The sequence below is a fragment of the Prevotella sp. P5-50 genome, from assembly GCF_002251295.1.
Classification (GTDB): domain Bacteria; phylum Bacteroidota; class Bacteroidia; order Bacteroidales; family Bacteroidaceae; genus Prevotella.
In genome coordinates this window covers 25,629-50,630 of sequence record NZ_NPJA01000030.1, presented here as the reverse complement: position 1 = coordinate 50,630, position 25,002 = coordinate 25,629, and the positions used below count along the sequence as shown (strand labels likewise).

General features: G+C 46.8%; 20 protein-coding genes and 1 tRNA gene. 6 read left to right on the top strand and 15 right to left on the bottom strand.

The features are described 5' to 3' along the window. Positions 1 to 236, top strand: a 236-nt coding sequence (locus CIK88_RS07075; RefSeq protein ID WP_144269594.1) for a transposase, incomplete at its 5' end; no start/stop codon positions are given. A gap of 94 nt (positions 237 to 330) precedes the next feature. Here the strand turns inward: CIK88_RS07075 and CIK88_RS07070 are convergent. The 13 genes from CIK88_RS07070 to lptB all read right to left on the bottom strand — a co-directional run bounded on the left by CIK88_RS07070 (position 331) and on the right by lptB (position 17,265). Then, a tRNA-Val gene (locus CIK88_RS07070) sits at positions 331 to 408 on the bottom strand. A 55-nt stretch (positions 409 to 463) separates the two neighbouring features. Continuing rightward, positions 464 to 1,645: an OmpA family protein gene (locus tag CIK88_RS07065; protein WP_094435454.1), complete on the bottom strand. Its 1,182-nt coding sequence runs from the start codon at positions 1,643 to 1,645 to the stop codon at positions 464 to 466. 163 nt (positions 1,646 to 1,808) lie between these two features. Continuing rightward, positions 1,809 to 3,671, bottom strand: coding sequence for a DNA mismatch repair endonuclease MutL (mutL, locus tag CIK88_RS07060; protein WP_094435452.1), 1,863 nt, complete (start codon positions 3,669 to 3,671; stop codon positions 1,809 to 1,811). Further along, positions 3,668 to 5,314 carry an OstA-like protein gene (locus CIK88_RS07055; protein ID WP_094435450.1) on the bottom strand — a complete coding sequence of 549 codons (1,647 nt, stop codon included), beginning with the start codon at positions 5,312 to 5,314 and terminating at the stop codon, positions 3,668 to 3,670. Before CIK88_RS07055 ends, mutL begins: the two co-directional genes overlap by 4 nt. After that, entirely contained in the window at positions 5,311 to 6,684 is a 1,374-nt protein-coding gene (locus tag CIK88_RS07050) for a peptidylprolyl isomerase (RefSeq protein ID WP_094389516.1), read from the bottom strand. Before CIK88_RS07050 ends, CIK88_RS07055 begins: the two co-directional genes overlap by 4 nt. Next, positions 6,681 to 7,838 (bottom strand): peptidylprolyl isomerase, encoded by a 1,158-nt coding sequence (locus CIK88_RS07045; RefSeq protein ID WP_094435448.1) that lies wholly within the window; start codon positions 7,836 to 7,838, stop codon positions 6,681 to 6,683. Before CIK88_RS07045 ends, CIK88_RS07050 begins: the two co-directional genes overlap by 4 nt. 1 nt (position 7,839) lies before the next feature. After that, complete coding sequence (gene guaB, locus CIK88_RS07040) at positions 7,840 to 9,321, bottom strand: IMP dehydrogenase (RefSeq protein ID WP_094435446.1); 1,482 nt, start codon at positions 9,319 to 9,321, stop codon at positions 7,840 to 7,842. Between the two features lie 123 nt (positions 9,322 to 9,444). Then, entirely contained in the window at positions 9,445 to 10,500 is a 1,056-nt protein-coding gene (locus CIK88_RS07035; RefSeq protein ID WP_144007470.1) for a hypothetical protein, read from the bottom strand. Between the two features lie 14 nt (positions 10,501 to 10,514). Beyond that, positions 10,515 to 12,695 carry a DNA helicase RecQ gene (gene recQ / locus CIK88_RS07030; protein ID WP_094435442.1) on the bottom strand — a complete coding sequence of 727 codons (2,181 nt, stop codon included), beginning with the start codon at positions 12,693 to 12,695 and terminating at the stop codon, positions 10,515 to 10,517. Positions 12,696 to 12,703: 8 nt separating this feature from the next. Next, positions 12,704 to 13,918, bottom strand: coding sequence for an ATP-dependent Clp protease ATP-binding subunit ClpX (gene clpX, locus CIK88_RS07025; protein ID WP_094389511.1), 1,215 nt, complete (start codon positions 13,916 to 13,918; stop codon positions 12,704 to 12,706). Next, a complete protein-coding gene (gene clpP / locus CIK88_RS07020) occupies positions 13,915 to 14,583 on the bottom strand; it encodes an ATP-dependent Clp endopeptidase proteolytic subunit ClpP (protein ID WP_094389526.1) in 669 nt (222 codons plus the stop codon). The genes clpX and clpP overlap by 4 nt, the downstream gene beginning before the upstream one ends. A 123-nt stretch (positions 14,584 to 14,706) precedes the next feature. Next, positions 14,707 to 16,071: a trigger factor gene (tig, locus tag CIK88_RS07015; RefSeq protein ID WP_094389510.1), complete on the bottom strand. Its 1,365-nt coding sequence runs from the start codon at positions 16,069 to 16,071 to the stop codon at positions 14,707 to 14,709. Between the two features lie 369 nt (positions 16,072 to 16,440). After that, positions 16,441 to 17,265: an LPS export ABC transporter ATP-binding protein gene (gene lptB / locus CIK88_RS07010; protein WP_371591525.1), complete on the bottom strand. Its 825-nt coding sequence runs from the start codon at positions 17,263 to 17,265 to the stop codon at positions 16,441 to 16,443. A gap of 113 nt (positions 17,266 to 17,378) precedes the next feature. Between lptB and CIK88_RS07005 the strand changes: the two genes are divergently transcribed. The 3 genes from CIK88_RS07005 to CIK88_RS06995 all read left to right on the top strand — a co-directional run bounded on the left by CIK88_RS07005 (position 17,379) and on the right by CIK88_RS06995 (position 20,789). Further along, complete coding sequence (locus CIK88_RS07005; RefSeq protein ID WP_094389509.1) at positions 17,379 to 18,128, top strand: ABC transporter permease; 750 nt, start codon at positions 17,379 to 17,381, stop codon at positions 18,126 to 18,128. A 42-nt stretch (positions 18,129 to 18,170) separates the two neighbouring features. Next, complete coding sequence (locus CIK88_RS07000) at positions 18,171 to 18,944, top strand: ABC transporter ATP-binding protein (RefSeq protein ID WP_094389508.1); 774 nt, start codon at positions 18,171 to 18,173, stop codon at positions 18,942 to 18,944. Between the two features lie 123 nt (positions 18,945 to 19,067). Then, entirely contained in the window at positions 19,068 to 20,789 is a 1,722-nt protein-coding gene (locus tag CIK88_RS06995; protein ID WP_254046865.1) for a glycoside hydrolase family 9 protein, read from the top strand. Between the two features lie 131 nt (positions 20,790 to 20,920). Here CIK88_RS06995 and CIK88_RS06990 read toward each other — a convergent pair whose 3' ends face one another. Then, positions 20,921 to 21,853, bottom strand: a complete 933-nt coding sequence (locus tag CIK88_RS06990) for a DMT family transporter (RefSeq protein WP_094435438.1) — start codon at positions 21,851 to 21,853, stop codon at positions 20,921 to 20,923. 256 nt (positions 21,854 to 22,109) lie between these two features. Between CIK88_RS06990 and CIK88_RS06985 the strand changes: the two genes are divergently transcribed. Together CIK88_RS06985 and CIK88_RS06980 are read left to right on the top strand one after the other, a co-directional pair. Beyond that, entirely contained in the window at positions 22,110 to 22,946 is an 837-nt protein-coding gene (locus CIK88_RS06985) for an AAA family ATPase (RefSeq protein ID WP_094435462.1), read from the top strand. Further along, positions 22,943 to 23,989: a DUF4435 domain-containing protein gene (locus CIK88_RS06980; RefSeq protein ID WP_094435436.1), complete on the top strand. Its 1,047-nt coding sequence runs from the start codon at positions 22,943 to 22,945 to the stop codon at positions 23,987 to 23,989. Before CIK88_RS06985 ends, CIK88_RS06980 begins: the two co-directional genes overlap by 4 nt. A 24-nt stretch (positions 23,990 to 24,013) precedes the next feature. Here the strand turns inward: CIK88_RS06980 and CIK88_RS06975 are convergent, their stop codons facing one another. After that, positions 24,014 to 24,970, bottom strand: coding sequence for a type I phosphomannose isomerase catalytic subunit (locus CIK88_RS06975; RefSeq protein ID WP_094435434.1), 957 nt, complete (start codon positions 24,968 to 24,970; stop codon positions 24,014 to 24,016). Positions 24,971 to 25,002: the final 32 nt, after the last annotated feature.

Sequence of the window (25,002 nt, the reverse complement as noted above, 5' to 3'; positions counted from 1 at the left end):
TGGCCAAATGGTACAACAAGGTCGAAGAGGCTGGATTCCATTCCTTCAACGTTATTGCGGCTACGTTCTACGAGCACTATGATGACATACTCAACTTCTACAATAACAGGTCGTCTAACGCAGCAGCGGAGTCTTTCAACGCCAAAGTCAAGTCCTTCAGGGCAGCACTAAGGGGAATTAGGGATGAGAAATTCTTTCTCTACAGACTTTCCATGATATACGCTTACCCCCACTAATTATCTACTGAGCCACGATATAATCATCATGGTCAATAGGAAGCAACAGGCAGAAGAAAAAAAGAAAATCGGATTCCAAAAGATTGGAATCCGATGGTGGGCGCTGAGGGATTCGAACCCCCGACCCTCTGCTTGTAAGGCAGATGCTCTAAACCAGCTGAGCTAAGCGCCCTTAAAAATCCCGGAGGGTGAAAACCTCCGGGATTGAAGTCTATCGTTGGTTGAAATTATTTGATTTCAACAGTAGCACGACGGTTGTAAGATACAGGTGAGAGAGTATTTACACCACCAGCACTAACAACTTCGATGTTGTCGCGGCTTACGCCCATGTTAACGAGAGCGTCAGCAACGGTCTGAGCACGCTTCTCAGAAAGGTTCTTGTTGAATGCAACGCTACCAGTCTTGCTATCAGCGTAACCAGTTACAACGATCTTAGCGTTGTTAGCCTTTGCTGCGTCAGCAACAGCCTTAACATTCTGGAGATCCTTCTTAGAAGCAACCTTAGCCTTACCAATGTTGAAGAATACTGATACAGGAGCAGAAACCACCTTAGTAACTGCTGATACAGGAGCTACAGACTGCTGCTGCTTCTGCTCTGCGAGCATATTCTTCAGACGGTTGTTCTCAGACTGAGCGTCAGCAAGCTGAGCGTTCAGAGCATCGATCTGACCCTGTGAGAGAGCCTTGATAGCCTCTACGTCTGGAGTCTTGTTGAAGGTTGCCTTACCAAGGTTGTAGGTCAAACCAACTTCAACGTTCAGAGTACGGTCGTGATTTGCTACGAGACCCTTGAATGAACGAGAGTCGTAAGGTTTAGCACCGGGGAGCGAACCCTCGAAACCATCGTAGTCTGAAGTACCAAGCATGTAGTTAACGTCGAGGTTAACAGCCCACTTGTTGTTGATCTTGAATTCGTTCAGGATACCGATACCTGCTACAGGAGCATAGCAGTTAGCGCTCATGTTACGGTTAACACCTACGCTTGCGTAAGGAATGAAGTCCCAAACACGGCTCTCGTTGTAACCCAGCAGCATGTTGCTGAGGTTGAACATTACCTGCTCGCTGAGAGTCCAGTATTTGTTAGCATTGGTTTTCTTGTTCTCAGAAACGACTGTACGACCCCAAGCACCGTTGAACTTAGTGCGGAGACCGAGACCAGGAGTGAACCACTTACCAACAGCTACAGAGAAGCCAAGATTGTTGCGGAAACCCTTGAGAGGGCTCTTTGAGAAATTGTTACCTACTTCCTGGTTACCCCAGAATGCAGTACCAGCAACGTTAGCCTGTACGAACCAGTTGCTCCAGAATGAATTAGTAGAAACGCTGAACTTTTCAGTAGGATCAGCATTCTGTGCCATTGAGGCAGCAGAAACACCGGCAAAAGCCAGTACCATTAATAACTTTTTCATACCTATTTAATTAAATATACGTTATATACTTCTATGATTTGTTGTGCAAAATTAAACATTTATTTTGAATCCACAAACTTTTTTATTAGTATTTTGAGTTTTTTGTTGCAAAAATTGATTTTTTTTTAGTCTTTCCCCCATTTCCGCCTTACATTATTATATATTAGCCCAAAAGTTGCTCTATATCGCGCTGGGGGAGAATGCACAGTATGGCTTTGCCATCAGGGGTATAATTGACATTGGAACAGGCGAACAATTGATTGACAACTGCCTCCATTTCCTCATTGCTCAACACCTGTCCATGCGGTATGGCAGCATGGCGCGCCATGCTCAGCGCGAGGGCGGCATGGATGGCATCGGTCTGAGTGGCACCTTTTTCTATAGCATCACTTACCATGTCGCATAGCAATTGCACGCTGTCGAGACCTTCAAGACCGGCGGGAATGGCATTGATGGCATAGGAATACTGTCCCAGATCGGAGAGTTCAAAACCTATAGCTTCCAGTTCGGGCAGTATCTTTTGGAGCATGACAGCATCGGAGGGTGAGAAACGTGCCACTTCAGGAAAGAGCACGCGCTGGCTTGATGCCTGATGGGTGCGCAACTGTTCCATATATTGCTCATAACGAATTCGCACGTCAGCACGATACTGGTCGATTATCATCAGTCCCGATTTGACAGCTGTCATGATAAATCTGCCTTTGTACTGATAGTGCATCGGCGACTTGTCTTCGATGACAGCACGACTGCCCTGTTCTTCAAGTTCCTGTGTCCCGTGTGTAATCTTGTTGGAAGTGATCAGTTCTTCGGCATCATCCTGCGATGTTGGGAAAAGTTCTGGAGCAACAGGTTTCTGTGTAGGCAGATTGCCATAGAGTTGTTCCCATCCTTCCATTCTTGTCGGTTTGGCTGTTTGCTGACGGAATGGATTATAGTCAGGATTAAAGTTCAGAGTGGGTGGAGCCACCTGTTCATCGGGATTGAATACCGGGATATCAGGGCGTCCTTCGGTGTCAAAGTCTATCTGTGTGAGTTCGCAGAACTTGCCGATAGCATCCTTTACCGCAGCGGTAAGAATCTGCCAAATGGCTTGTTCGTTATCAAACTTGATTTCTGTCTTTGTCGGATGGATATTCACATCTATGTCGGCGGGGTTAACTTCGAAATAGATAAAATAGGGTACCTGCATGCCTATAGGCACTAAGCGTTCGTAAGCCTGCATGACTGCCTTATGGAAATAAGGATGCTTCATGAAACGGCCATTGACAAAAAAGTAGTTGTGGGCACCTTTTTTGCGCGCAGACTCAGGTTTCCCCACATAGCCCGAAACTTTGCAGATGGCAGTTTCTACCTCCAAGGGCAACACATCCTGACTATAGCGTTTGCCAAAGACATCGCTGATACGCTGGCGTACAGAGCCTGCACGAAGGTTCATCAGCTCTTGTCCGTTACTATGGAGTGTGAAGTTGATTTCAGGATATACCAATACTATACGCTCAAAAGCGGTGAGGATATTGCTAAGTTCGGTAGCGTTGGTCTTCAAAAACTTGCGGCGGGCAGGCACATTATAGAAAAGATTGTCAACCTTGAAATTGCTTCCCACTGGGCAGCTGACCGACTCCTGTCCTTCTACTTTTGAACCGTAGATGGTAAGACAAGTACCCAGTTCGTCGGCTGCAGTACGAGTACGCAGTTCTACCTGAGACACGGCAGCAATCGAAGGGAGTGCCTCGCCACGAAATCCCATGGTGGTTAGCGCAAAGAGGTCGTCGGCCTTGCGAATCTTCGAAGTGGCATGACGCTCAAAAGCGAGACGTGCATCGGTTTCAGACATGCCTTTACCATCATCGACAACCTGTATCGACGTGCGACCGGCATCAACCACCAGTACACTAATGGTGTGTGCACCGGCATCTACCGCATTTTCTACAAGTTCCTTGATGACCGATGCCGGACGCTGAATAACCTCTCCGGCTGCAATCTGGTTGGCCACAGAATCTGGCAGCAACTGTATTACATCACTCATTTCGGTCCTCCTTCCGCCTTCTTTACCGAGGCAGGTGCTGTGCGACGCACTTGCTCTTTCAACTCCTGTCCTTCTTTCTTTCCGCGCCAGTTGAAGATGTCGTCGCGGTTGAGTGGACGGACATAATCAAACCAAGCATAGCCTGGCAAGAAATATTTCGAAGGTGGTATCTGCGTCATGGGATAGAGCACTCCTGTTGGTTTCTCCATCCATATCTTCTTCATCTTGCGCTTTTCAAGGAACATACGCAGTTTGGGTGTCTCGGTATAGTTGAGTCCTATTAGGGTGCTGTCGGAATCATCCATCGGATAATAAACGATCAGCACATTACCCGTAGCATTGGTTTCATACACTTCACCCTTGTTGAAGAGTGCCATCATCTCTTTCGACGACACTTGGTTGAAGTGTACCGAATCGGCAAGTTGTTCTACAGAGAATGCCTGTCCCACCACATGTACATGGTCGATGGTAGAGTCTTTCATATAGGCACGTATCTCCTCACCAAAGAGTTGTTGGCCGTTGTTCCATACGATAGGGTCACGATACATCGTCATACATGAATCTTGGGAATTATACACCAACGAGTCACATACCGCCTGCACATCGACACGATAGGCGCGCACCTTATTGTAGGCATGGATTTTACGATAGACCGAGTCGGTATTGATATTGAACGTAAACACCTTGAAGGTATCGGCATGCATATAAAGAGAATCGCGCTGCGAATAATCGATAGCAACAGCACGCTTGGTGGTCATGGCATAGCCCGTCTCTTCATTGTATTCACAATAGTCGCCAGTCATCTTGTTTTTATTGACGGAATCAACATAGACTACATTACTATAGGCATGGCTGAGTCCGTTCTTACTGTCGTAATAAACGCTATCGCCCACCAACGAGCGGCCTTTATCTTTCATGACCGAACGACCAAACAGTTCTGACATCTCGGTCTTGGTATTGTAGTAGCCGTCCTCACTATAGATATGACTACTGCCCGATGTTATATTCGACGGTCCCACGATATGTGCACGTGAGAGACGGGTATCGTAGAAGAGAGAATCGGTTGTCAGATAGAACTTCTTGTTGCGCAGGCGTACATCATAATAAAACATCGCCATCTTCGAGTCGGTATGGTACTCACCCCAATCGCTGGTCAGCGTAGAACCGTTATCCACGAGTTTTCCACCTTCGAAGAAGTTGCCGAAACTATACATGCGGTCATAATCCAAACTATCGGTATAGAGTGTTGTCTTGCGATGTTTCAGCACCACATTATATCGCGCTTGTGCAATCTGCTCGTTACCATCATAGTAAGCATAGTCGCTGGTAAGGCTCAGCGTGTCGCCCTGCACCATGCGCACATGACCGAAAGCTTCGAAAGAGTTGGTCTGCTGGAAGAAATTGGCACTGTCGCAATAAAGATTGGCGCCAACATGACGAAAATGAACATGTCCCGTAAGGACCTGGGCATCACCATTCTGATACTGGTTATAACGCAGTTCGTCGGCATGTACCAGATAAACGCGCTTGTCGGGAGCCGTTCTATGATTTTTTGCTGTACGTTTACGCACAGGTTGCATAGCACCTATCAGGCCAATACCCAACAGGCAAAGCATAAAGATGGCAACAGCACGGAGTTTCATCGTATCCAACCCTGATATTCGAAATCACAATCCCGATAACGGTCATTGATACGGACGTAGGTGTTTTTGATCTTTTCCACCACCCACTGATGAATCTTCTCTTGGCGCAATTTCTCCAGCACAACATTCTTCATCACCTGAAAATCTTCGGTAATGGTGGCTTTATGACCTTCGCTGCGATTCTTCAGTTTGACGATGGCACATACTGTACGACCGTTTTTCATCATCTGGAATGGTTTGGTAACTTCCCCGATCTTCAATCCATCGATGGCACGAGCCACTTCAGCAGGAAGATCTTGCAGTTGGAAACGTGAAGTACGTGTGCCCATGTCATCGTGGAACATCACACCTTTGTTGTTACGGGTATCTTTATCGTCAGAGAGCACAGAGGCAGCCTGATCAAAGGTAAACTTCGCATCAGCAATATCGGTACGCAGAGAATCGAGTTGGCTCAACGACTTCTCAATAGCCTCGTTACTAACAACAGGGCGACGGAGAATATGGCGAACATTGGCTTTCTCACCACGTTTCTCTATCAACTGGATAATATGGAATCCAAATTCAGACTCCACAATCTTCGAGACTTTCTTCGGATCAGTCAGGTTGAAAGCCACAGCAGCAAAGGCTGGATCGAGTTCCATACGCGACATGAATCCCAGTTCACCACCACGACGTGCACTTCCTGGATCTTCAGAATAGAGACGTGCCAGCGTTTGGAACGAAGCATCGCCACGGTTGATACGGTCAGTATAGTCGCGGAGTTCACCTTTCACACGGTTGATCTCTTCCTGTGACACACGAGGAGTTTGTGTGATAATCTGCACTTCCACCTCGGTGGGAACAAAAGGAATACTGTCTGTTGGCATATCCTTGAAGTAGCGGCGCACTTCTGCAGGGGTCACGGCAATATCCTTGACCAGTTGCTGCTTCATTTCCTCTACCATTTGGTTTTCACGATAAGAGTCACGCAGTTCGTTGCGAATCTGTGTCATCGTCTTTTTGTGATACTCTTCCAACTTCTCACGAGATCCGACAACAGAAATCATATAGTCTATCTGGCGGTCAACACCTGCACTAATCTGTGCATCGGTCACCTCGATACTGTCGATGGCAGCCTGATGCAAGAACAGTTTCTGTACAGCTATCTGTTCGGGAATGGCACAGTCAGGATTGCCTGTCCAATGCACTCCCTGCTGCAGGGCCTGCATGCGCATGGCTTCGACATCTGACTTCAGGATAGCCTCATCGCCCACAACCCAGATGACTTCATCTACTGTGCTTTGCGCATTGATACTGTCTTTGTCAGTTTTTGCCTGCATGGCTGTACTTGCCAATGCCAGCATAGCAAATAATATACTGCGAATGCTCATATTCTGTGATGTTTGTTTATTGTTTTTAATACATCTTTATTTATTGTGACCGGATATTTTTCCTTCAAATCTGATATCCAGTGTTTCTCCATTTCAGTACACAAATCGGCTACCACCTGTTCTTCTACTTCAACATAGCTTTTAGGCTTGAAACCTTTCCTGCGATACTTCTTCTTGTTTTTCTTGAAATACCGAGCCATGGCAGTCTTGTCGGTAGCTGCCTGCCGGGCAAGCGATTTCTCTGACAACACGCAGAGCAGTAATCCTTCATAGATGTCGTCAGAAACTGTGGGTAGCGATGCGGTCGTCATTGGTGAAATGGGGCTATTGCCCATATTCGATTCCCGTTCTGCTGATGGCAGACTCGCTTGAACCGGCGATGACGAGATGCCACGCACCATAGACAGCCTTTTCTGTTCTGCTGCCTGCCATTGTTGCAGTTCTGCAAACTTATCGGCAGTTCGTCTGTCGTTAAGCAACAGGATATGATAACCATCGGCAGTAAGGAATGGGCGGCTATAGGTTCCTGGTTGAAGTGTGAAGGCATTGTCTTCCATCTCCTTAAGCAACTGGTTGCGACCATACCATCCCATCAGTCCGCCATTTGCAGCAGAGGCTTTATCCTGTGATACTTGTCGAGCCAACACAGCGAAATCAGCACCTTGTCGCAAAGCATTATAGATGGAGTCTGCCCGTTTGATGGCTTGTTGTAATTCATAACGTTGTCCACGCTGGCGCACCTTCAGATAAATATGCGACAAGCAGACCACTTCGTTATTCATCCCATTGCCGCAGCTTTGGACTATCCGCCTAAGGTCTTCTCCGGTCAAACTACCAGAGGCATTTGCGGTTGTCGATGCAGGCAGACTGTTAGTCGCACAAGCGGCAAGCATGCTTTTAAACATCGACGTTGTGTCAAGGCGCGACTCCCTGGCAGCCTTTACTCTCAACTTATAGTTGATATAAGACTCCAGAAAGTCATCGACCTTACACGGCGCACCAACACGGGCGCCACATATTTTACTATATGCTTGTACAAACTCCGAACGTTTCACGGCAGTTTCACCCACCATCAGAAGCGTAGGGTCATTCTGTGCCCGCACCATCATGGTGCTTGGCAGCAACATGAGTGCAAGCAACAGTCTTTGTATCATCTTAATCGTTGGGGCGTGAATAGTTTGGAGCCTCACTTGTAATGGTGATATCGTGTGGATGGCTCTCGTTCACACCAGCATTGGTGATGCGAGTGAACTTAGCGTCATGCAATTTATCGATAGTTGGAGCACCGCAATAGCCCATACCAGAACGCAGTCCACCTACCATCTGATAGATAACTTCCTGTACAGTTCCCTTATAAGGAACGCGTCCGGCAATTCCCTCTGGTACAAGTTTCTTGGTATCTTTGGTATCTGCCTGGAAGTAACGGTCCTTAGATCCGTGTTCCATGGCTTCGAGTGAACCCATACCACGATAGCTCTTAAACTTACGGCCATTATAGATAATAGTGTCGCCGGGGCTTTCTTCTGTACCTGCTACCAGCGAACCAATCATCACGCAAGAACCACCGGCTGCCAATGCCTTAACGATATCGCCAGAATAGCGGAGACCACCGTCAGCAATCAAAGGTACACCTGTGCCCTGCAAGGCCTGGTAAACATCATATACTGCGCTCAACTGGGGTACGCCGACACCTGCGACAACACGTGTGGTACAGATGGAACCCGGACCAATACCGACCTTAACAGCATCTGCGCCGTTCTCCACCAACATTTTGGCGGCAGTTCCAGTAGCGATATTACCTACTACGATGTCAATATTGGGGAACGAAGCCTTAGCCTCGCGCAGTTTTTCGATAACGCTCTTAGAATGTCCATGGGCAGTATCAATCACAATGGCGTCAACACCAGCATTGACAAGTGCCTGCATACGGTCGAGGGTATCAACGGTAACACCTACACCTGCAGCTACACGCAGACGACCTTTATCATCTTTGCAAGCCATGGGTTTATCCTTTGCCTTGGTAATATCCTTATAAGTAATGAGGCCTACCAAGTGGTTGTCTTTATCAACAACGGGGAGTTTCTCAATCTTATTTTCCTGCAGGATTTGTGCAGCAGCAATCAAGTCGGTTTGCTGGTGGGTTGTCACCAGATTCTCTTTCGACATCACCTCGTCGATAGTACGATCCAAGCGACGCTCAAAGCGCAGGTCACGATTGGTCACGATACCTACGAGATAATTGTTTTCATCTACAACAGGAATACCACCGATATGATATTCAGCCATCAAGGCCAAGGCATCCTGCACCGTAGATCCACGACGGATGGTAACAGGATCATAGATCATACCGTTCTCAGCACGCTTGACGATAGCCACCTCGCGAGCTTGGTTATCTATCGACATGTTTTTGTGGATAACACCGATACCGCCTTCACGTGCAATGGCAATCGCCATCTGACTTTCGGTCACGGTATCCATAGCTGCTGTCACGAAAGGAACATTCAGCTGGATGTTACGCGAGAACTTGGTTTTCAACTCTACCGTCTTAGGCAACACTTCCGAATAAGCGGGAATCAGGAGGACGTCGTCAAATGTAAGGCCGTCCATCACAATTTTGTCTGCAATAAATGATGACATAAATAACTCCTTAAAATTTTATTGCGTGCAAAATTACTCATTTTTTCCGATACCTACAAGCGTTTCACCGATTATTAATACGATTTAACGCAGTATAGTATCAATCGTTGAAATGAGTAAGTATCAGCGCACTCGTACAACAACCTGGCCGTTTTTGTTTGTGGCAACGGCAATCTTCACACGTCCTTGCTGATAGTTGACCTTATCGGTTGTGGTATAACCGTAAGTCTGCAAGTCGCAACGTACCGCATCGAGGTCATCGTTGGCAGTAATGACAAATGCCGTATAGTTTTTCTTAGAACGCGTGAAAACCACATTTGAGTGATAATCGCCAATGGTCAGGGTGGCCTGTGGCGACTTCATCTGGTTCATCTTACCAATCGAATAATCATAGGATGCCAAGAGAGTCTTGGCCGACACTAAGGTGCGGTTTTTAGTCAGGAAGAATACCAATCCCACCAGATCGGTATGTTTCAGCGGTTCTGCCAATCCGTTTGTCAAGACGCGTGGCTTGGCTTCGTATTCACGGTCTTCCATTTCCTGATAGGCCATCGCATAAGCCTTTGCGTCGTCTATGGTAATACCGATAGTATATGACTGTCCCACTCCCGAACTCTCATAATGGAGTGTGGTGGTTCCCAGTCTGCTGATGATGGTATAGGCCTCGCCTCCCCGATCCACATATCCTTGTCCATATACTTTGGCAAGTTGTTGTTTGAGATGCAGGAAGCGTCCTTGCACATCCTTTTTGGTAGGATAGACAGCAACTCCCTCCACATCAACGGCAAATACCCGTTCGGTGTCTTCTGAAGTATAAAGTGTTACGCGAGCTTTTGCACCATACACGTCTCCTTCATAGACATAAGTCTTTGCCGTTTGTTTTCCCTCGGCTTTACGTTCCGTAAATCCTTGTTCCAACAGTTGTTTTTCAAAGCGTTCAGCCTTGATTCCCAATGGTATTCCAAGGAAAGCGTTGCGGTTGTTGGAATTATCGGCAAAGGTTGTCACATCGGCAAGTGCCTGTTGGGCATCGTCGTCAATACCGTCTTTTCCCACTTTAGCTTTCCGCTCTGTACGCGCTTTTTTCTTAAACATTTTCTTTAAGAACTGCGCATCAGCAGGCTGCGCCATCAGCAATAGTGCAGCCAGAGCCATAAGATATGTCGTTGTCCTTTTCATAACCATTGGCAGTATTAGTTGGCCATTTCGCTAATAAACTTGATGCGCACCAGTCTGATTTCATCTTCCGAGCACTCAGAACCCAGTTCGTCAATAGCCGCATCGAGCGAGTCTGTATCGCTTTCAGCAAAATAGTCATAAATATCGTCAATATGGTCTTCGTCCATCACCTCATCGAGGAAATAGTCGATATTCAGTCGTGTACCACTATATACGATAGCCTCCACCTCGTCGAGCAGTTCGCTAAAGTCCAAGCCTTGTGCATTGGCAATATCGTCAAGCGCCACTTGTCTGTCGATGGCCTGAATGATTTTCACTTTCAGCATCGACTTCTTAGCAACAGTACGCACGCGCAGGTCAGCCTGTCGTGTGATGTCGTTCTCTTTACAGTATTTGGCGATCAGATCTACGAACTCCTTTGCATAAGGCTGTTTCACCTTTCCTTCTCCTACACCTTGTATGTTTTTGAGTTCTTCCAACGTGATAGGATAATCGGTAGCCATCTGTTCGATGCTTACATCCTGGAATATCACATAAGGTGGACGCTCCATTTTCTTGGCAACCTTTTTGCGCAAGTCCTTCAGCATGATGCTGAGCGTAGGATCGAGCGCAGTCATAGTTGCATCGTGTTCCGAAGCGTTCTCGTAGTCTTCGTCAAAGTCTTTATCCTCTACAATCATAAATGATTCTGGTTTCTTTAAGAATTTCTTTCCGGCAGCTGTTATTTTCAGCAAGCCATAGTTTTCCACATCTTTCTTTATGAATCCTGCTATCAGAGCCTGCCTGATAACGGGATTCCACAATTTCTCATCCATATCCTCGCCCGCACCAAACAGTTCGTTGTTTTGATGCTTATGCGCCAATATCTCCTCTGTTTCCTTTCCGGTAATAAAGTCGATGACATAGTCAGAACGGAAGTTTTCCTTGATGGTAATCACCGTATTGAGCAGGATTACCAGCTGTTCCTGTGCCTCTATCTTGGTTTTCGGATGCAGACAGTTGTCACAGTTCTGACAGTTGTCCTTGGGATATATTTCACCGAAATAATGGAGTAGCATCTTGCGTCGGCACACAGAAGTCTCGGCATAGGCTGCTGTTTCCTGCAACAGTTGTCTGCCAATATCCTGTTCTGCCACGGGTTTGCCTTCCATAAACTTATCCAGCTTCTGCAAGTCTTTTTTCGAATAGAAAGCGATGCAGACGCCTTCTCCTCCATCTCGACCTGCGCGTCCAGTTTCCTGATAGTATCCTTCCAACGACTTAGGGATGTCGTAATGGATGACAAAGCGGACATCTGGCTTATCGATACCCATTCCGAAGGCTATCGTAGCCACGATAACATCTGTTTTTTCCATCAAGAAGTCATCCTGCGTCTGCGAGCGCAAAGCCGATTCAAGTCCGGCATGATAAGCCTGTGCCTTGATATCGTTGGCGCGTAGGATTTCCGCCAATTCTTCTACTTTCTTGCGCGAGAGACAATAGATGATGCCGCTTTTACCTGGATGTTGTTTAATGAACTTAATGATGTCCTTATCCACATCCTTGGTTTTGTTTCTTACCTCATAATAGAGGTTCGGGCGGTTGAACGAGCTTTTGAATTCTGTAGCATCGCTCATGCCGAGATTCTTCTTGATATCAGTACGCACTTTGTCTGTTGCCGTAGCGGTAAGTGCGATGATGGGTGCCTCACCAATCTGGTTGATGATGGGTCGTATGCGACGGTATTCGGGTCGGAAGTCGTGACCCCATTCGGAGATACAGTGGGCTTCGTCTATTGCATAGAAAGAAATCTTTGTCTTTTTGAGAAAGTTGACATTATCCTCTTTGGTCAACGATTCCGGTGCCACATAGAGCAGTTTAGTCTTTCCGGAACGAATGTCGGCCTTCACCTGGTCTATCGCTGCTTTGTTGAGCGATGAGTTGAGATAATGTGCGGTACCCTCTTCACTCATCATACTGATGGCATCCACTTGATTTTTCATCAGAGCTATCAATGGTGAGATGACAATCGCTGTTCCTTCCATCAGCAGGGAAGGCAATTGGTAGCAAAGGGATTTGCCACCTCCTGTAGGCATCAGCACAAAGGTATCGTTGCCATCCAGTAGATTTTGGATGATGCGCTCTTGGTCACCTTTAAATTGGCTGAAGCCAAAAAATTGTTTGAGTGCTTGGGTAAGATTAACTTTCATTGCAATAGGCTTAATTACTGTAAATGCGATTTATCGAGTTGCTGTTGTGCGTACTCTGCAGTCACTTCAAAGGATTTGGCGCGTTTGGAAGGTACTTCAAACATGGCGTCCATCATAATAGACTCCACGATAGAGCGTAGTCCACGTGCACCGAGTTTGTACTCCATCGCCTTATCGACGATGAGTTTGAGGGCTTCTGGGGCAAATGTCAGTTTGATGCCGTCCATATCAAACAGTTTTTCATACTGCTTGATGATGGAGTTTTTGGGTTCCACCAATATTTTCTCCAGCGCGTCGCGATCGAGCGGATTGAGATAAGTCAGCACCGGCAGACGTCCGATGATTTCCGGAATCAGTCCGAACGATTTCAAGTCTTGGGGCAGAATATACTTCATCAGGTCGCCCTTGTCTATCTTGCGTACATTCTGTACCGAGTTGTAACCCACGACATGGGTATTGAGTCGTTGCGCAATCTTGCGTTCAATGCCGTCGAAGGCTCCTCCACATATAAAGAGGATATTGCGAGTATCCACATGGATGTATTCCTGGTCAGGATGTTTGCGTCCGCCCTGTGGTGGCACGTTAACCATTGTTCCCTCCAACAGTTTGAGCAGTCCCTGTTGCACACCTTCGCCACTCACGTCGCGTGTGATGCTGGGGTTGTCGCTCTTTCTGGCAATTTTATCTATCTCGTCGATAAAGACAATACCACGCTCGGCAGCCTCCACGTTATAGTCAGCCACTTGCAGCAGGCGTGAGAGGATACTCTCTACATCCTCGCCCACATAGCCGGCTTCGGTAAATACGGTAGCATCGACGATGGTAAAGGGCACGTCAAGCAGTTTGGCGATGGTGCGTGCCAGCAAGGTCTTACCGGTTCCGGTAGATCCCACCATGATGATGTTGCTTTTCTCGATTTCGACTCCGTTCTCATCTACAGGCTGTTGCAGTCGTTTGTAGTGGTTATATACTGCTACGGAGAGGAAGCGCTTGGCCTCATCCTGACCTATAATATATTCATCGAGATACTTTTTTATCTCTTTGGGTTTAGGAACTTTCTTGAGTTCCGGAACGGCTTGTTTCTTTTTCGCGTCCTTATCGAATCCGTTAGCCTGCAACACCTGATAGGCCTGAGTCACGCAGTCGCTACAGATACATCCATGGAGACCTGTTATCAACAGGGGGACTTCACGTTCGGTACGTCCGCAGAAATTACATTGTTTCTTCATGCCTTTCTGACCAGTATTTCATCTATCATACCATACTCTTTGGCCTCTTCTGCTGTCATCCAGTAGTTACGGTCAGAATCGTTCCACACCTTATCAAATGGTGTGTGTGAATGGTTGGAGATGATGGTATAGAGTTCTTTCTTGAATTTCATGATTTCTCTGGCCTCGATTTCAATATCCGATGCCTGTCCCTGTACTCCACCCAGTGGCTGATGAATCATCACACGGCTATGGGGAAGCGCCGAGCGTTTGCCTTCTGCTCCAGCCACGAGCAACACGGCTGCCATTGATGCTGCCATACCTGTGCAGATGGTGGCTACGTCGGAAGTAATAAACTGCATGGTGTCGTAGATGCCGAGGCCTGCTGTTACGCTTCCGCCTGGTGAGTTGAGGTAGATACTGATATCCTTGCCGCTATCTACTGAGTCGAGATAGAGCAGCTGTGCCTGTAGTGTATTGGCAGTATAGTCGTCAATCTGTGTACCGAGGAAGATGATGCGATCCATCATCAGTCGTGAGAACACGTCCATCTGGGTAACGTTCAGTTGACGTTCTTCCAAGATATAGGGGTTCAGATACTGTGCCTGTGCGCTCACCACTTCGTCGAGTACGAGACCGTTAATACCTAAATGCTTAGTAGCATATTTTCTAAAATCGTTGTTCATCATTCTTTGGTTTTGAAACAAAAAAGCGAGGTTACCAACCCTTTTTGCGTATATTATAAATACAAAATTACGAAAAAAGTTGGTAACCTCGCAATATTCATGAGGTTTTTTTCTTAAAAATGCTTATTTCTCTTGCAGCATCTTCTGAAAGTCTTCCATTGAAATCTCTTTCTCGTTGAGTTTCACAACATTCTTCAGAGCGTCGATGAGCTTCAGGTCAACGGCACGATCTACGAGTCCATCTACGTTTTCACGCTTTTTCAGCATCTCTGTAGCGTAGTTGTCGAGATATTCCTCTGGAATATTTGCCATTCCGTATTGTGCGAACTGTGCGCGAGCGGCCTCCTTGGCTACATTCTTGATGTCTGCATCGTCAACCTTGATGTTCTGAGCGGCAACGAGCTGCTCTTTGATAAGGTGCCATTCGAGTTCGTTGATGCTGGCCTCGAAGTTTTTTTCTACAAACTCCTCGCCCTTGTCCTTGTTGTTATTGAACATCACGCGCTTGAGCAGAGCCTCTGGGAATTCGAGCTTACCAACCTTCTTCTCCATGTGCTTGCGTACGTCGAGCAGGAACTTATAGTCTGAATCAGACTTGAACTGCTCGCTAATCTGCTCGCTAATCTTCTGACGGAATTCTTTTTCGTCTTTCACATTACCCTCGCCGAAAACCTGATCGAAGAGTGTCTGATTAACCTCTGCCTTTGTGAAGCGTGAGATTTCAGTTACCTGATAGGTAAAGTCTCCTGTGTGCTGAGCAACTTCCTCTTTCTTGATTTTGAGGAGAGAAGAAACCTCTGCGTCGTTTTCAGGATAGGCCTGACGGGGATTCCAAGTGATGATGTCGCCCAGTTTAGCACCATCGAAAAGCTTCTTCTGGTCTTCTACCTTGATGTACTGAGGCATTAGAGAAACGTCGGCAATGGTAATTCCATTTTCCTTAACGTTTCCGTTCTCGTCGAGTTCGCGCAGGTCGCCCTTGAGCAAATCGCGCTGTTCTGCGTCATACTGCTCTGCCTTCTCGTAGTTACCAGAACGCTGCTGATACATTTCCACCTGCTGGTCGATCAGTTTGTCGTCAACGGTGATGTTGTAGTAGTCAACTTTATCCTTGCCAGAGAGGGCTGCCTTGAATTCGGGAGCTACGGCAATATCGAACATGAACTCCAATGGCTCATCGCTTTCGAAGTTGAGTTCCTTCTGTTTGTCGCTGTTGAGGGGTTCGCCGAGCATCTGTATTTTGTTTTCGCGAACATACTTGTAGAGTTCCTCACCCAACATTTTGTTTACCACGTCAACCTTAACGGCAGTACCATACTGACGTTTGATCATACCCATAGGAGTCTGACCAGGGCGGAATCCGGGTACATTAGCGCGTTTGCGATAATCTTTCAGAGTCTTCTCGACTTCTGCTTGATAGTCTTCTTTCTCCAATACGATGGTCATCAAACCATTGATTTTGTCAGGAGCTTCAAATGAAATATTCATCTCTTCTTATACCTTATTTAATTATTATATGCAGTTTTGAGCGTGCAAAGTTACGAATAAGTGAGCAGAATACAAAGGAAAATCGAATTTTTCTTTGGATTATCGAACTGACGAGCGAAGTTTCTCCCACTATCTTCCCATCATCCTCCCATAGTTTTCCGCAAATAATGGGACTTACTTGGGACTTACTTGGGATCTCCCCATCAAGCAACAAACCGACATCCCGAAGGCATCCCGAAGGCATCCCGAAGGAAATACGTGAGTTTTATTGATCAAATACCCACCGAACACCTGTCAAACATCGGTCGTTGGAAAGAAAGTGACCCAATGTTGTTCTAAGATTTTGCCAAACCTCAGGCATGAAGGGTTTCATCTATTCTCTTCGTCTTCCTCCATTTCCTTTCGGCGTTTGGCTTCTGCCATCTCTTGGAAGTTCTTCTTTTTCAGTTCGAAGTTGGTACCCAGATATTTCTCTTTCACCACAGGATTGACCGCTAATTCTTCAGGACTACCTTGAAAGAGAATGCGACCTTCGAAGAGCAGATAGGCACGGTCGGTAATGTTAAGAGTTTCGTGCACATTATGGTCGGTTATCAGAATACCGATGTTGCGATATTTCAGTTGCCAAACTATCTGCTGAATATCTTCCACGGCAATAGGGTCAACGCCGGCAAACGGTTCGTCGAGCATGATGAATTTGGGCTCAATAGCTAAGCAACGAGCAATCTCTGTACGGCGTCGCTCACCACCAGAAAGCTGGTCACCCTTATTCTTTCTCACCTTTCCAAGGCGAAACTCCTTGATCAGGCTTTCAAGTTTTTCGAGCTGATAGTCACGTGGTTTGCCCGTCATTTCCAATACCGAGAGAATATTGTCCTCTACCGACATCTTGCGAAACACAGATGCCTCCTGTGCCAAATAGCCGATACCGGCACGAGCACGCTTATAGACAGGATAGTCTGTCACCTCCTCGTCGCCGAGATAGATGTGTCCGCCATTGGGAACAACCAATCCGGTTGTCATATAGAACGATGTGGTTTTGCCGGCTCCGTTAGGACCCAACAGTCCTACAATTTCACCTTGTTTCACATCGAAACTCACATCGCTCACCACGGTGCGCTTGCCATATTGTTTGACCAGACCCTCGGTGCGCAACACCAACTGTTCCGGCTTATTGTTCTTAATTTCGTCCATTGCCATGTATCTTTTCATGTGCAAAGGTAGTGTAAACTGCGTGAATTTCAAAGAAAAACTTGTTTTTTCTCTCAGTTTACACTACCTTTGCATTCAATTAAGCATATTATCCTATGAAACTATTACACAACTGGCTGACACATTTCGGCCAATTCATCATATTGATGGGGCGCACTTTTTCGCGTCCAGAGCGGATGCGTATGTTCTTCAAGGAATATACGAAAGAGATGGCGCAACTGGGCATCAACTCCATCGGCATCGTACTGCTGATCTCTTTCTTCATCGGAGCTGTCATCTGTATCCAGATGAAACTCAACATCCAGAGTCCATGGATGCCCCGATGGGTCAGCGGCTACACCACTCGTGAGATTATGTTGCTGGAGTTCTCATCAAGTATCATGTGTCTGATACTGGCGGGAAAAGTCGGATCAAACATCGCATCGGAGATTGGCACGATGCGCGTCACCCAACAGATTGACGCACTCGACATCATGGGTGTAAACTCAGCATGCTACCTCATCCTGCCCAAGATTCTCGGCATGGTGACCATCATGCCGCTATTGGTCATCTTCTCATCAGCAATGGGTATCATAGGTGCTTACGGTACAGCATACATAGCCCACATACTCCCACCCGACGACCTCACACTCGGACTGCAACACGATTTCCAACCATGGTTCGTATGGATGAGCATCATCAAGAGCTTGTTCTTCGCCTTCATCATATCGGCAGTACCCTCCTATTTCGGCTACAACGTAGAAGGCGGTTCGGTCAATGTGGGCAAAGCCTCAACAGACGCTGTCGTGTCGTCGAGCGTACTCATCCTATGTTCCGATGTATTCCTCACCCAACTGCTCTCATGAGCCTAACCACAATATTTCCAACATTCCAATACACTTGCAACAATGATTGAGGTAAAAGACCTATATAAGAGTTTCGACGATAAAGAGGTACTGAAAGGTATCAACACCATATTTGAAGATGGAAAAACCAATCTGATTATCGGTCAGAGCGGTAGCGGAAAAACGGTATTGATGAAAAATCTGGTGGGACTGCTTGAACCTACGAGTGGACAAGTGCTATACGATGGAAGAGACTTCGTACAGATGTCGAAACAGGAAAAGGTGATGATGCGCCGAGAAATGGGCATGATTTTCCAAAGTGCTGCACTATTCGACTCACTCACAGTACTGGAAAACGTGATGTTCCCACTCGATATGTTCTCGCCCATGACACTTCACGAACGCACACAACGTGCACGCGAATGTCTCGACCGTGTCAATCTGATTGGCGCTGAAAAAAAATATCCCGGTGAAATCTCAGGAGGTATGCAGAAACGAGTTGCCATCGCACGAGCTATCGCACTCAACCCACGCTACCTCTTCTGCGACGAACCAAACTCTGGTCTCGACCCTAAGACATCATTGGTCATCGACGACCTACTCCACTCCATCACCCATGAATTTGGCATTACCACCATCATCAATACACACGACATGAACTCCGTGACAACCATCGGCGAAAACATACTTTTCATCTACGAAGGTCACAAAGAGTGGCAGGGAGTTTCGGCAGACATCATGCAATCTACCAATAAGCGACTGACCGACTTCATCTTTGCCAGCGATCTGCTCAAAGAGATGCGATCACTCGTCAACGAGCATCGGGCTAAACAGTAACCATCTGCCCTACTGTTGCACACAGCATCAACAGCATGCCCCCCCATAAAGCACATCCACCTTATTATATATAAGGAAAACATAAAAATTCATTTCCAATACTATTCATAACCAAAACTTAAAATGATGAAAAAAACACTATTGACACTCGTCGCAGCAAGCGCACTCACAGCTACGGCACAAAATCCCATCAAGGTCAATCAAGTGGGCTATTATGTCAATGAATCCAAAGTTGCCGTTGTTGAACCAACGGGAAAAAGCAGCAACTTTATTCTGAAAGACCACAACGGACGCAAAGTGTGGAGCGGAAAAGCCGTACGAACACTCAAGTCCCCCTTCAACGACAAAGTACGACAGGTTGTAGATTTCTCTACCGTAACAAAACCAGGCACCTACACCCTGACTGCAGGTAAGAACAAACAAACCATCAACATCGCCGAACATCCATACAACGAGGCGCTGAAGGCTGCCATCAAGGCCTTCTATCTACAGCGCACAGGAACGGACATCGAAGCTAAATACGCTGGAGCCTTTGCCCGAAAAGCAGCTCATCCCGACACTCGAGTTCTCATACACCCATCGGCAGCATCACCCAAGCGCCCTGCCGGAACGGTCATTTCCTCGCCAAAAGGTTGGTATGATGCTGGCGACTACAATAAATATATCGTCAACTCTGGATTCACCATCGGCCTGATGTTACAAGCTTACCAGTTAAACAAAGAACATTTCGAACAGATCGATACGCAAATTCCAGAATCAAACAACAACGTGCCCGACCTCTTGGACGAAATCATGTACAATCTGGAATGGATGCTGACCATGCAGGATCCCGACGACGGAGGTGTCTATCACAAACTGACCACTCCCAATTTCGAAGCATTCGTCATGCCTGTGGATTGCAAACAAGACCGCTATGTGGTGCAAAAGAGCACGCAGGCAGCACTCGACTTTGCTGCTACAATGGCACTCGCAGCACGTATCTACAAGGATTATCCACAATATCAACCATTCTGCAAGATAGCTGCCAACGCTGCACAACGTGCATACGCATGGGCTGTGAGATTCCCCAAAAACTACTATACACAGCAAGACAACAACAGCAAGTATGACCCTGACGTCAACACAGGAACATACGATGACAACGATGCAGACGATGAATTCTTCTGGGCAGCTACAGAAATGTATCTCACAACAGGAGAACAAGGATACCTTGAACAGGCTCGAGCCTTCGCTCCCAAACAGTTCACCCTGCCCACATGGGGCAACGTTGCCGGACTGGGCATCTTCCAATGGCTCAATCAGGAACTGCTACAAACTAAAGAGGCTGGAAAACTCAAGACTTGCTGCATGAAGAAATCACTCAAAACATTCTGTGACGAAGATATCAAGGCGCTCGCCACATCACCCTTCTACTCTATCTTCGGCAACAGCGCATCCGATTTTATTTGGGGAAGCAACTCTGAAAAATGTGCAGGACGAGGCATTGCACAGATGTACCAATACGCCCTTACCAAAGACAATACCTACCGCAAAGCTGCCATCACCACTATCGACCACATCTTCGGACGCAATGCCACGGGCTATTGCTATCTGACTGGCTTTGGCACACAGCGCGTCATGCATCCTCACCAGCGTATTTCGGCAGCCGACGGCATTGAAGAACCACTGCCGGGATTTCTCGCAGGAGGTGCTAATAGTGGTCAACAGGATGCAAAGAATGTGCCTGCTTACCCATCGTCATCACCCGATGAATCATACCAAGATCACGAAGGCAGTTACGCTTCCAATGAAATTGCCATCAACTGGAATGCTTATCTCGTTGCCCTACTTGGTTTCTTGAAATAAGACAAACAGCTTCTATCATACAAGCGCACACCCAAGAATAATAGGTGTGCGCTTATATTTTTTCAAATCGTAAGATCGGGAATATGCTGAAAAACGGCAAACCGATTTCCTATCGGTCAAACAAGATAGAATCAAACGTTCTTTTTCTCCTGACGTTCCTCTTCTATATCCTTGCGCGACTTTGACTTAACCACCAGCCAAACACCGCTGAATACCAGCACCACAGCCAAAACATGAGTTAGCTTCATCGTACTAATACCCATGATGAGTGAAGCCGCAACAGCCACAATAGGTTGCACATAGTTATAGACCGACACCACCGTGGGACGCAACGTGCGCTGACCTATCATGGTCAGAATATAACAGAAGAACGTGCCACACACCACAACATAACCCACTTCTATCCAGGTCAGCAACGGAATAGGCTGGCTGATTACCCCATAGACATGGTAAGAACTAAGCGGGAGAAGCATCAACGTAGCCCATGAGAACATATACTTGTTGACCGTAAACACATTATAACGCTTGATGAGCGGATTGAATAACGATAAATAAAGGGCAAACGAGAACTGCGCAAACAAGCAAAGCAAATCGCCACGTATATCTCCAACACGTGCGTCAGCATGAGCTGCCGAACTCAGAATAAGAATCAAAGCACCGCTGCATCCCATCAACACTCCTAACGCCTTCTTGCCGGTAATGGGTTCACGCAGGATAAGTGCCGCCAATATCATGGCAAAGATAGGCATCGACGTGGTGACGATGCTCGCATTAATAGGTGAAGTGATGCTCAGTCCGATAGTAAAACAACATTGATTGAATAGCAAACCCGTAAGAGCTGCACCGATAAACATCAGACGGTCACGCCATGGCACCTGCTCTTTCGGAGCAAACAACGAAGCAATCCAAAACAGCAGACATGCTCCTGCCACACGAAAGCTAACCATCGTAATACCATCAAATCCATGGAGCATTGCATCTTTGCCTACTGGCGACATTAATCCCCAACCCGCACAAGCTCCAAACATGGCGAGATGGGCTATTAAGGCTTTACTTTTTTTCATGCGGCAAAAGTACTATAATCTGCCGGAATAATGAAACAGAAAGGATAAAATTAGAATCTGAATGGATAAAATTACCTAAAAACAATACTTTTTTCCACAAACATCGAGTGCGAATTTGGAAATTTTCACGAATTACACTATCTTTGCAACAGATAGCCACCCAACAAACCACATAGGTTTGAAAGCATGAAATAACGCTTCTATAAGCATTAACTTAGTGGCAGACATAATAGTGACAGACATAAAACTTAAGACTATGCAGAAGTATGCAGACTATATCAAAACGATAGAGATCGATGCTCTTTGGAGTGGCAAGAAACACATTGTCTGGGACCTCGATCCGAAAGTCAATGTCCTCAGCGGCATCAACGGCGTGGGCAAATCCACCATTCTCAACAAGGTGGTAAGAAGCGTTGGGGTAAACGGCGATATTGTCAACCATCTGTTGAAAGGCGTATATCTGACTACCGCACCCGAAGATGCCACACATATCCGCTTTGACTTGATTCGTTCACTCGACAGCAACCTCTCGCAGACATTCTCCGAGAGTGAGGGATTCATACACCAAGCCTTGTCAGTACTGGCTGGCGTAGGGGGCGGTTCACTACTCGATCTGCAACTCTACCAGCTTCAACGCAAATATCTCGACTATCAGGTGAACATCGGCAACCGTATTATCGAAGCCCTGCAACGGGGCGATGCCCACATGGCTCAGCAGTTGTCAGAACCTAAAAAGCGTTTCCAAGACATGGTTGATGAACTCTTTGCCGAAACAGGTAAGAAGATGGTACGCAAAGAGAATGAAATTCGTTTCACACAGATTGGCGAGACGCTACTGCCTTACCAGTTGTCGAGCGGTGAGAAGCAGATGCTTGTCATCCTACTCACCGTACTTGTAGAGGATCATCAGCCCTATGTGCTCTTCATGGACGAACCAGAAGTGTCGCTACACATCGAATGGCAGAAACGCCTCATCGAGCTCATCGTAGAGCTTAACCCGAATGTTCAGATCATACTCACCACCCACTCACCTGCCGTCATCATGAGCGGATGGTTGGATAAGGTGACAGAGGTCAGCGATATTACGGTATGAGCAGCAGACTGACAGATCATATCAACAGCCAGTATTTCGAAGCCGCCAACAGGCTGACATCGAAACAAGCACGTAGGCGCATTGTGGCTTACGTGGAGAGTTACGATGATATTTATTTCTGGCGGACGGTGCTCAGTCGCTATGAAAATGAGCAACGCTACTTTGAAGTGATGTTGCCCTCACACCGCAAACTGGAACGTGGGAAGAAGTCGGTGCTGATGAATTTTGTAGAAGGACATGTGGGCGAAGACATGATAGCTTGCGTTGATGCTGACTACGACTACCTTATGCAAGGCCGCACTCCTCAGTCGAAAAAGATATTGGAAAGCCCATACGTGTTCCACACCTATGCTTATGCTATAGAGAATATGCAGTGTTATGCGCCATCGCTCCATGAAGTTTGTGTGGCAGTAACCCTCAATGACCATCGTATTTTCGATTTCGAAGATTATTTCCAGCAGTACAGCCAAGCCATCTTTCCACTCTTCGTTTGGTCGGTATGGGCTTATCGCACCGGCAACCACAACCGTTTCTCGCTTACCGATTTTTCAAGAGTTACTGACCCTGGAGGCTTCAGCGTAGGACATCCACAAACCTCTATCGACCATCTGCGCCGTAAGGTTACTTCGCGCGTTCACCTCTTACAGAATCAATTCCCAGGCAATAAGGCTCAATACCTTCAGACCAAAGAAGACATCAAAGCATTGGGAATCACTCCCGACACTACCTATCTCTATATTCAGGGCCATTCGCTCTTCGACAATGTGGTGGTGCCCATACTCACTAAAGTGTGCAATCGACTGCGGCAGGAGCGACAGGATGAGATCATGCGCACTTCCTGTCACCATACCCAACGTAAAAACGAGATGTCCTGCTACGAACACTCGTTGCAGGACATCCGTCAGATGTTAAAGAAGAATACAGGGAGTCAGGTCTCACAACCATTCCTTCGGTTGCTTGCCGATCTGTCGGCTTATCTCGATGCGTCATCTGCTACAACCGACGATAGCGACTCCCCGAATCCCGATATAATGCAATCCTGATATTCAGGAGCACACTTTCTTTGCTCAAGAGAGCACGTAGGTTTCCAAGAATTTGATAGTTCCCTCGCTACGCACCTCATTGGCGGTGGCAGGTACCAATACAGTTTCTCCTTCGCGAAACGGCATATTCTCGCCATCAACAGTCAGCGTACCCTCACCCTTCATGCCTATCAAGATGACAAACGAGTCGAGTTCGCTGTAATCAATGGTCATGGGTTCGTCCAAATCATAGACAGCAGTATTGAAATAAGGACACTCTACCAGCAGTTCCCCCTCGTTTTTGCGTGCCTCATAGCGTGTACGATAGTCGGGAAGCACCGTATAATCAATACTCTCCGAAGCCTCTTGGGTGTGTAGCTGGCGGTAGTTTCCGTCTTTATCCTTTCGCTTAAAATCATAAATACGGTAAGTCACATCGCTGGTCTGCTGTATTTCAGCCAGGAAACATCCGGCGCCAATGGCATGGATGCGTCCCGCAGGAATGAAGAAGCAGTCGCCTTCCTTGACAGGATATTGCGCCAATGCATCACAGATAGTATCATTAGCCACCATCTCTTTATACTGTTCTGGTGTGATTTGCATCTTCAGTCCATTATAGAGTTTGGCCTCTGGTGCAGAATCCATCACAAACCACATTTCTGTTTTACCGCGACTCTTGCCTTGGCGATGGGCTATTTCATCGGTGGGATGCACTTGGATAGAGAGGTCCTGTCGTGCATCGATAAACTTGATGAGTAATGGGAATTCGGTACCGAAACGCTCGTAGTTGGCCTTTCCCACGAGTTTCTCCTTCATATCATTCACCAATTGATTGAGCGAACGTCCGTCACCCACGGCTATGGTTTCATTATCCTTCACTCCCGAAATCTCCCAGCTCTCGCCAACGTTATCCATTTTTGCGTCGAGATGCTTGAAGGGAATGATGCGGTCGCCACCCCAGAGTGTCTGTTTGAGCAGCGGTTGAAATTTGAATGCTTTCATTTTTTCTCTCGTTAATATAAGTTCTTTAGGGT

Excerpts from the sequence above, each read along its gene's own strand:
- CIK88_RS06985 (WP_094435462.1), top strand. The coding sequence starts at position 22,110 with ATGCAGAAGTATGCAGACTATATCAAAACGATAGAGATCGATGCTCTT.
- lptB (WP_371591525.1), bottom strand. The coding sequence starts at position 17,265 with ATGGACGAAATTAAGAACAATAAGCCGGAACAGTTGGTGTTGCGCACC.
- tig (WP_094389510.1), bottom strand. The coding sequence starts at position 16,071 with ATGAATATTTCATTTGAAGCTCCTGACAAAATCAATGGTTTGATGACC.
- CIK88_RS07050 (WP_094389516.1), bottom strand. The coding sequence starts at position 6,684 with ATGAGCATTCGCAGTATATTATTTGCTATGCTGGCATTGGCAAGTACA.
- clpX (WP_094389511.1), bottom strand. The coding sequence starts at position 13,918 with ATGAAGAAACAATGTAATTTCTGCGGACGTACCGAACGTGAAGTCCCC.
- CIK88_RS07045 (WP_094435448.1), bottom strand. The coding sequence starts at position 7,838 with ATGATACAAAGACTGTTGCTTGCACTCATGTTGCTGCCAAGCACCATG.
- CIK88_RS07055 (WP_094435450.1), bottom strand. The coding sequence starts at position 5,314 with ATGAAACTCCGTGCTGTTGCCATCTTTATGCTTTGCCTGTTGGGTATT.
- CIK88_RS07000 (WP_094389508.1), top strand. The coding sequence starts at position 18,171 with ATGATTGAGGTAAAAGACCTATATAAGAGTTTCGACGATAAAGAGGTA.
- CIK88_RS07005 (WP_094389509.1), top strand. The coding sequence starts at position 17,379 with ATGAAACTATTACACAACTGGCTGACACATTTCGGCCAATTCATCATA.
- CIK88_RS06995 (WP_254046865.1), top strand. The coding sequence starts at position 19,068 with ATGATGAAAAAAACACTATTGACACTCGTCGCAGCAAGCGCACTCACA.
- CIK88_RS06980 (WP_094435436.1), top strand. The coding sequence starts at position 22,943 with ATGAGCAGCAGACTGACAGATCATATCAACAGCCAGTATTTCGAAGCC.
- mutL (WP_094435452.1), bottom strand. The coding sequence starts at position 3,671 with ATGAGTGATGTAATACAGTTGCTGCCAGATTCTGTGGCCAACCAGATT.
- CIK88_RS07035 (WP_144007470.1), bottom strand. The coding sequence starts at position 10,500 with ATGAAAAGGACAACGACATATCTTATGGCTCTGGCTGCACTATTGCTG.
- clpP (WP_094389526.1), bottom strand. The coding sequence starts at position 14,583 with ATGAACAACGATTTTAGAAAATATGCTACTAAGCATTTAGGTATTAAC.
- CIK88_RS06990 (WP_094435438.1), bottom strand. The coding sequence starts at position 21,853 with ATGAAAAAAAGTAAAGCCTTAATAGCCCATCTCGCCATGTTTGGAGCT.
- guaB (WP_094435446.1), bottom strand. The coding sequence starts at position 9,321 with ATGTCATCATTTATTGCAGACAAAATTGTGATGGACGGCCTTACATTT.
- CIK88_RS07065 (WP_094435454.1), bottom strand. The coding sequence starts at position 1,645 with ATGAAAAAGTTATTAATGGTACTGGCTTTTGCCGGTGTTTCTGCTGCC.
- CIK88_RS06975 (WP_094435434.1), bottom strand. The coding sequence starts at position 24,970 with ATGAAAGCATTCAAATTTCAACCGCTGCTCAAACAGACACTCTGGGGT.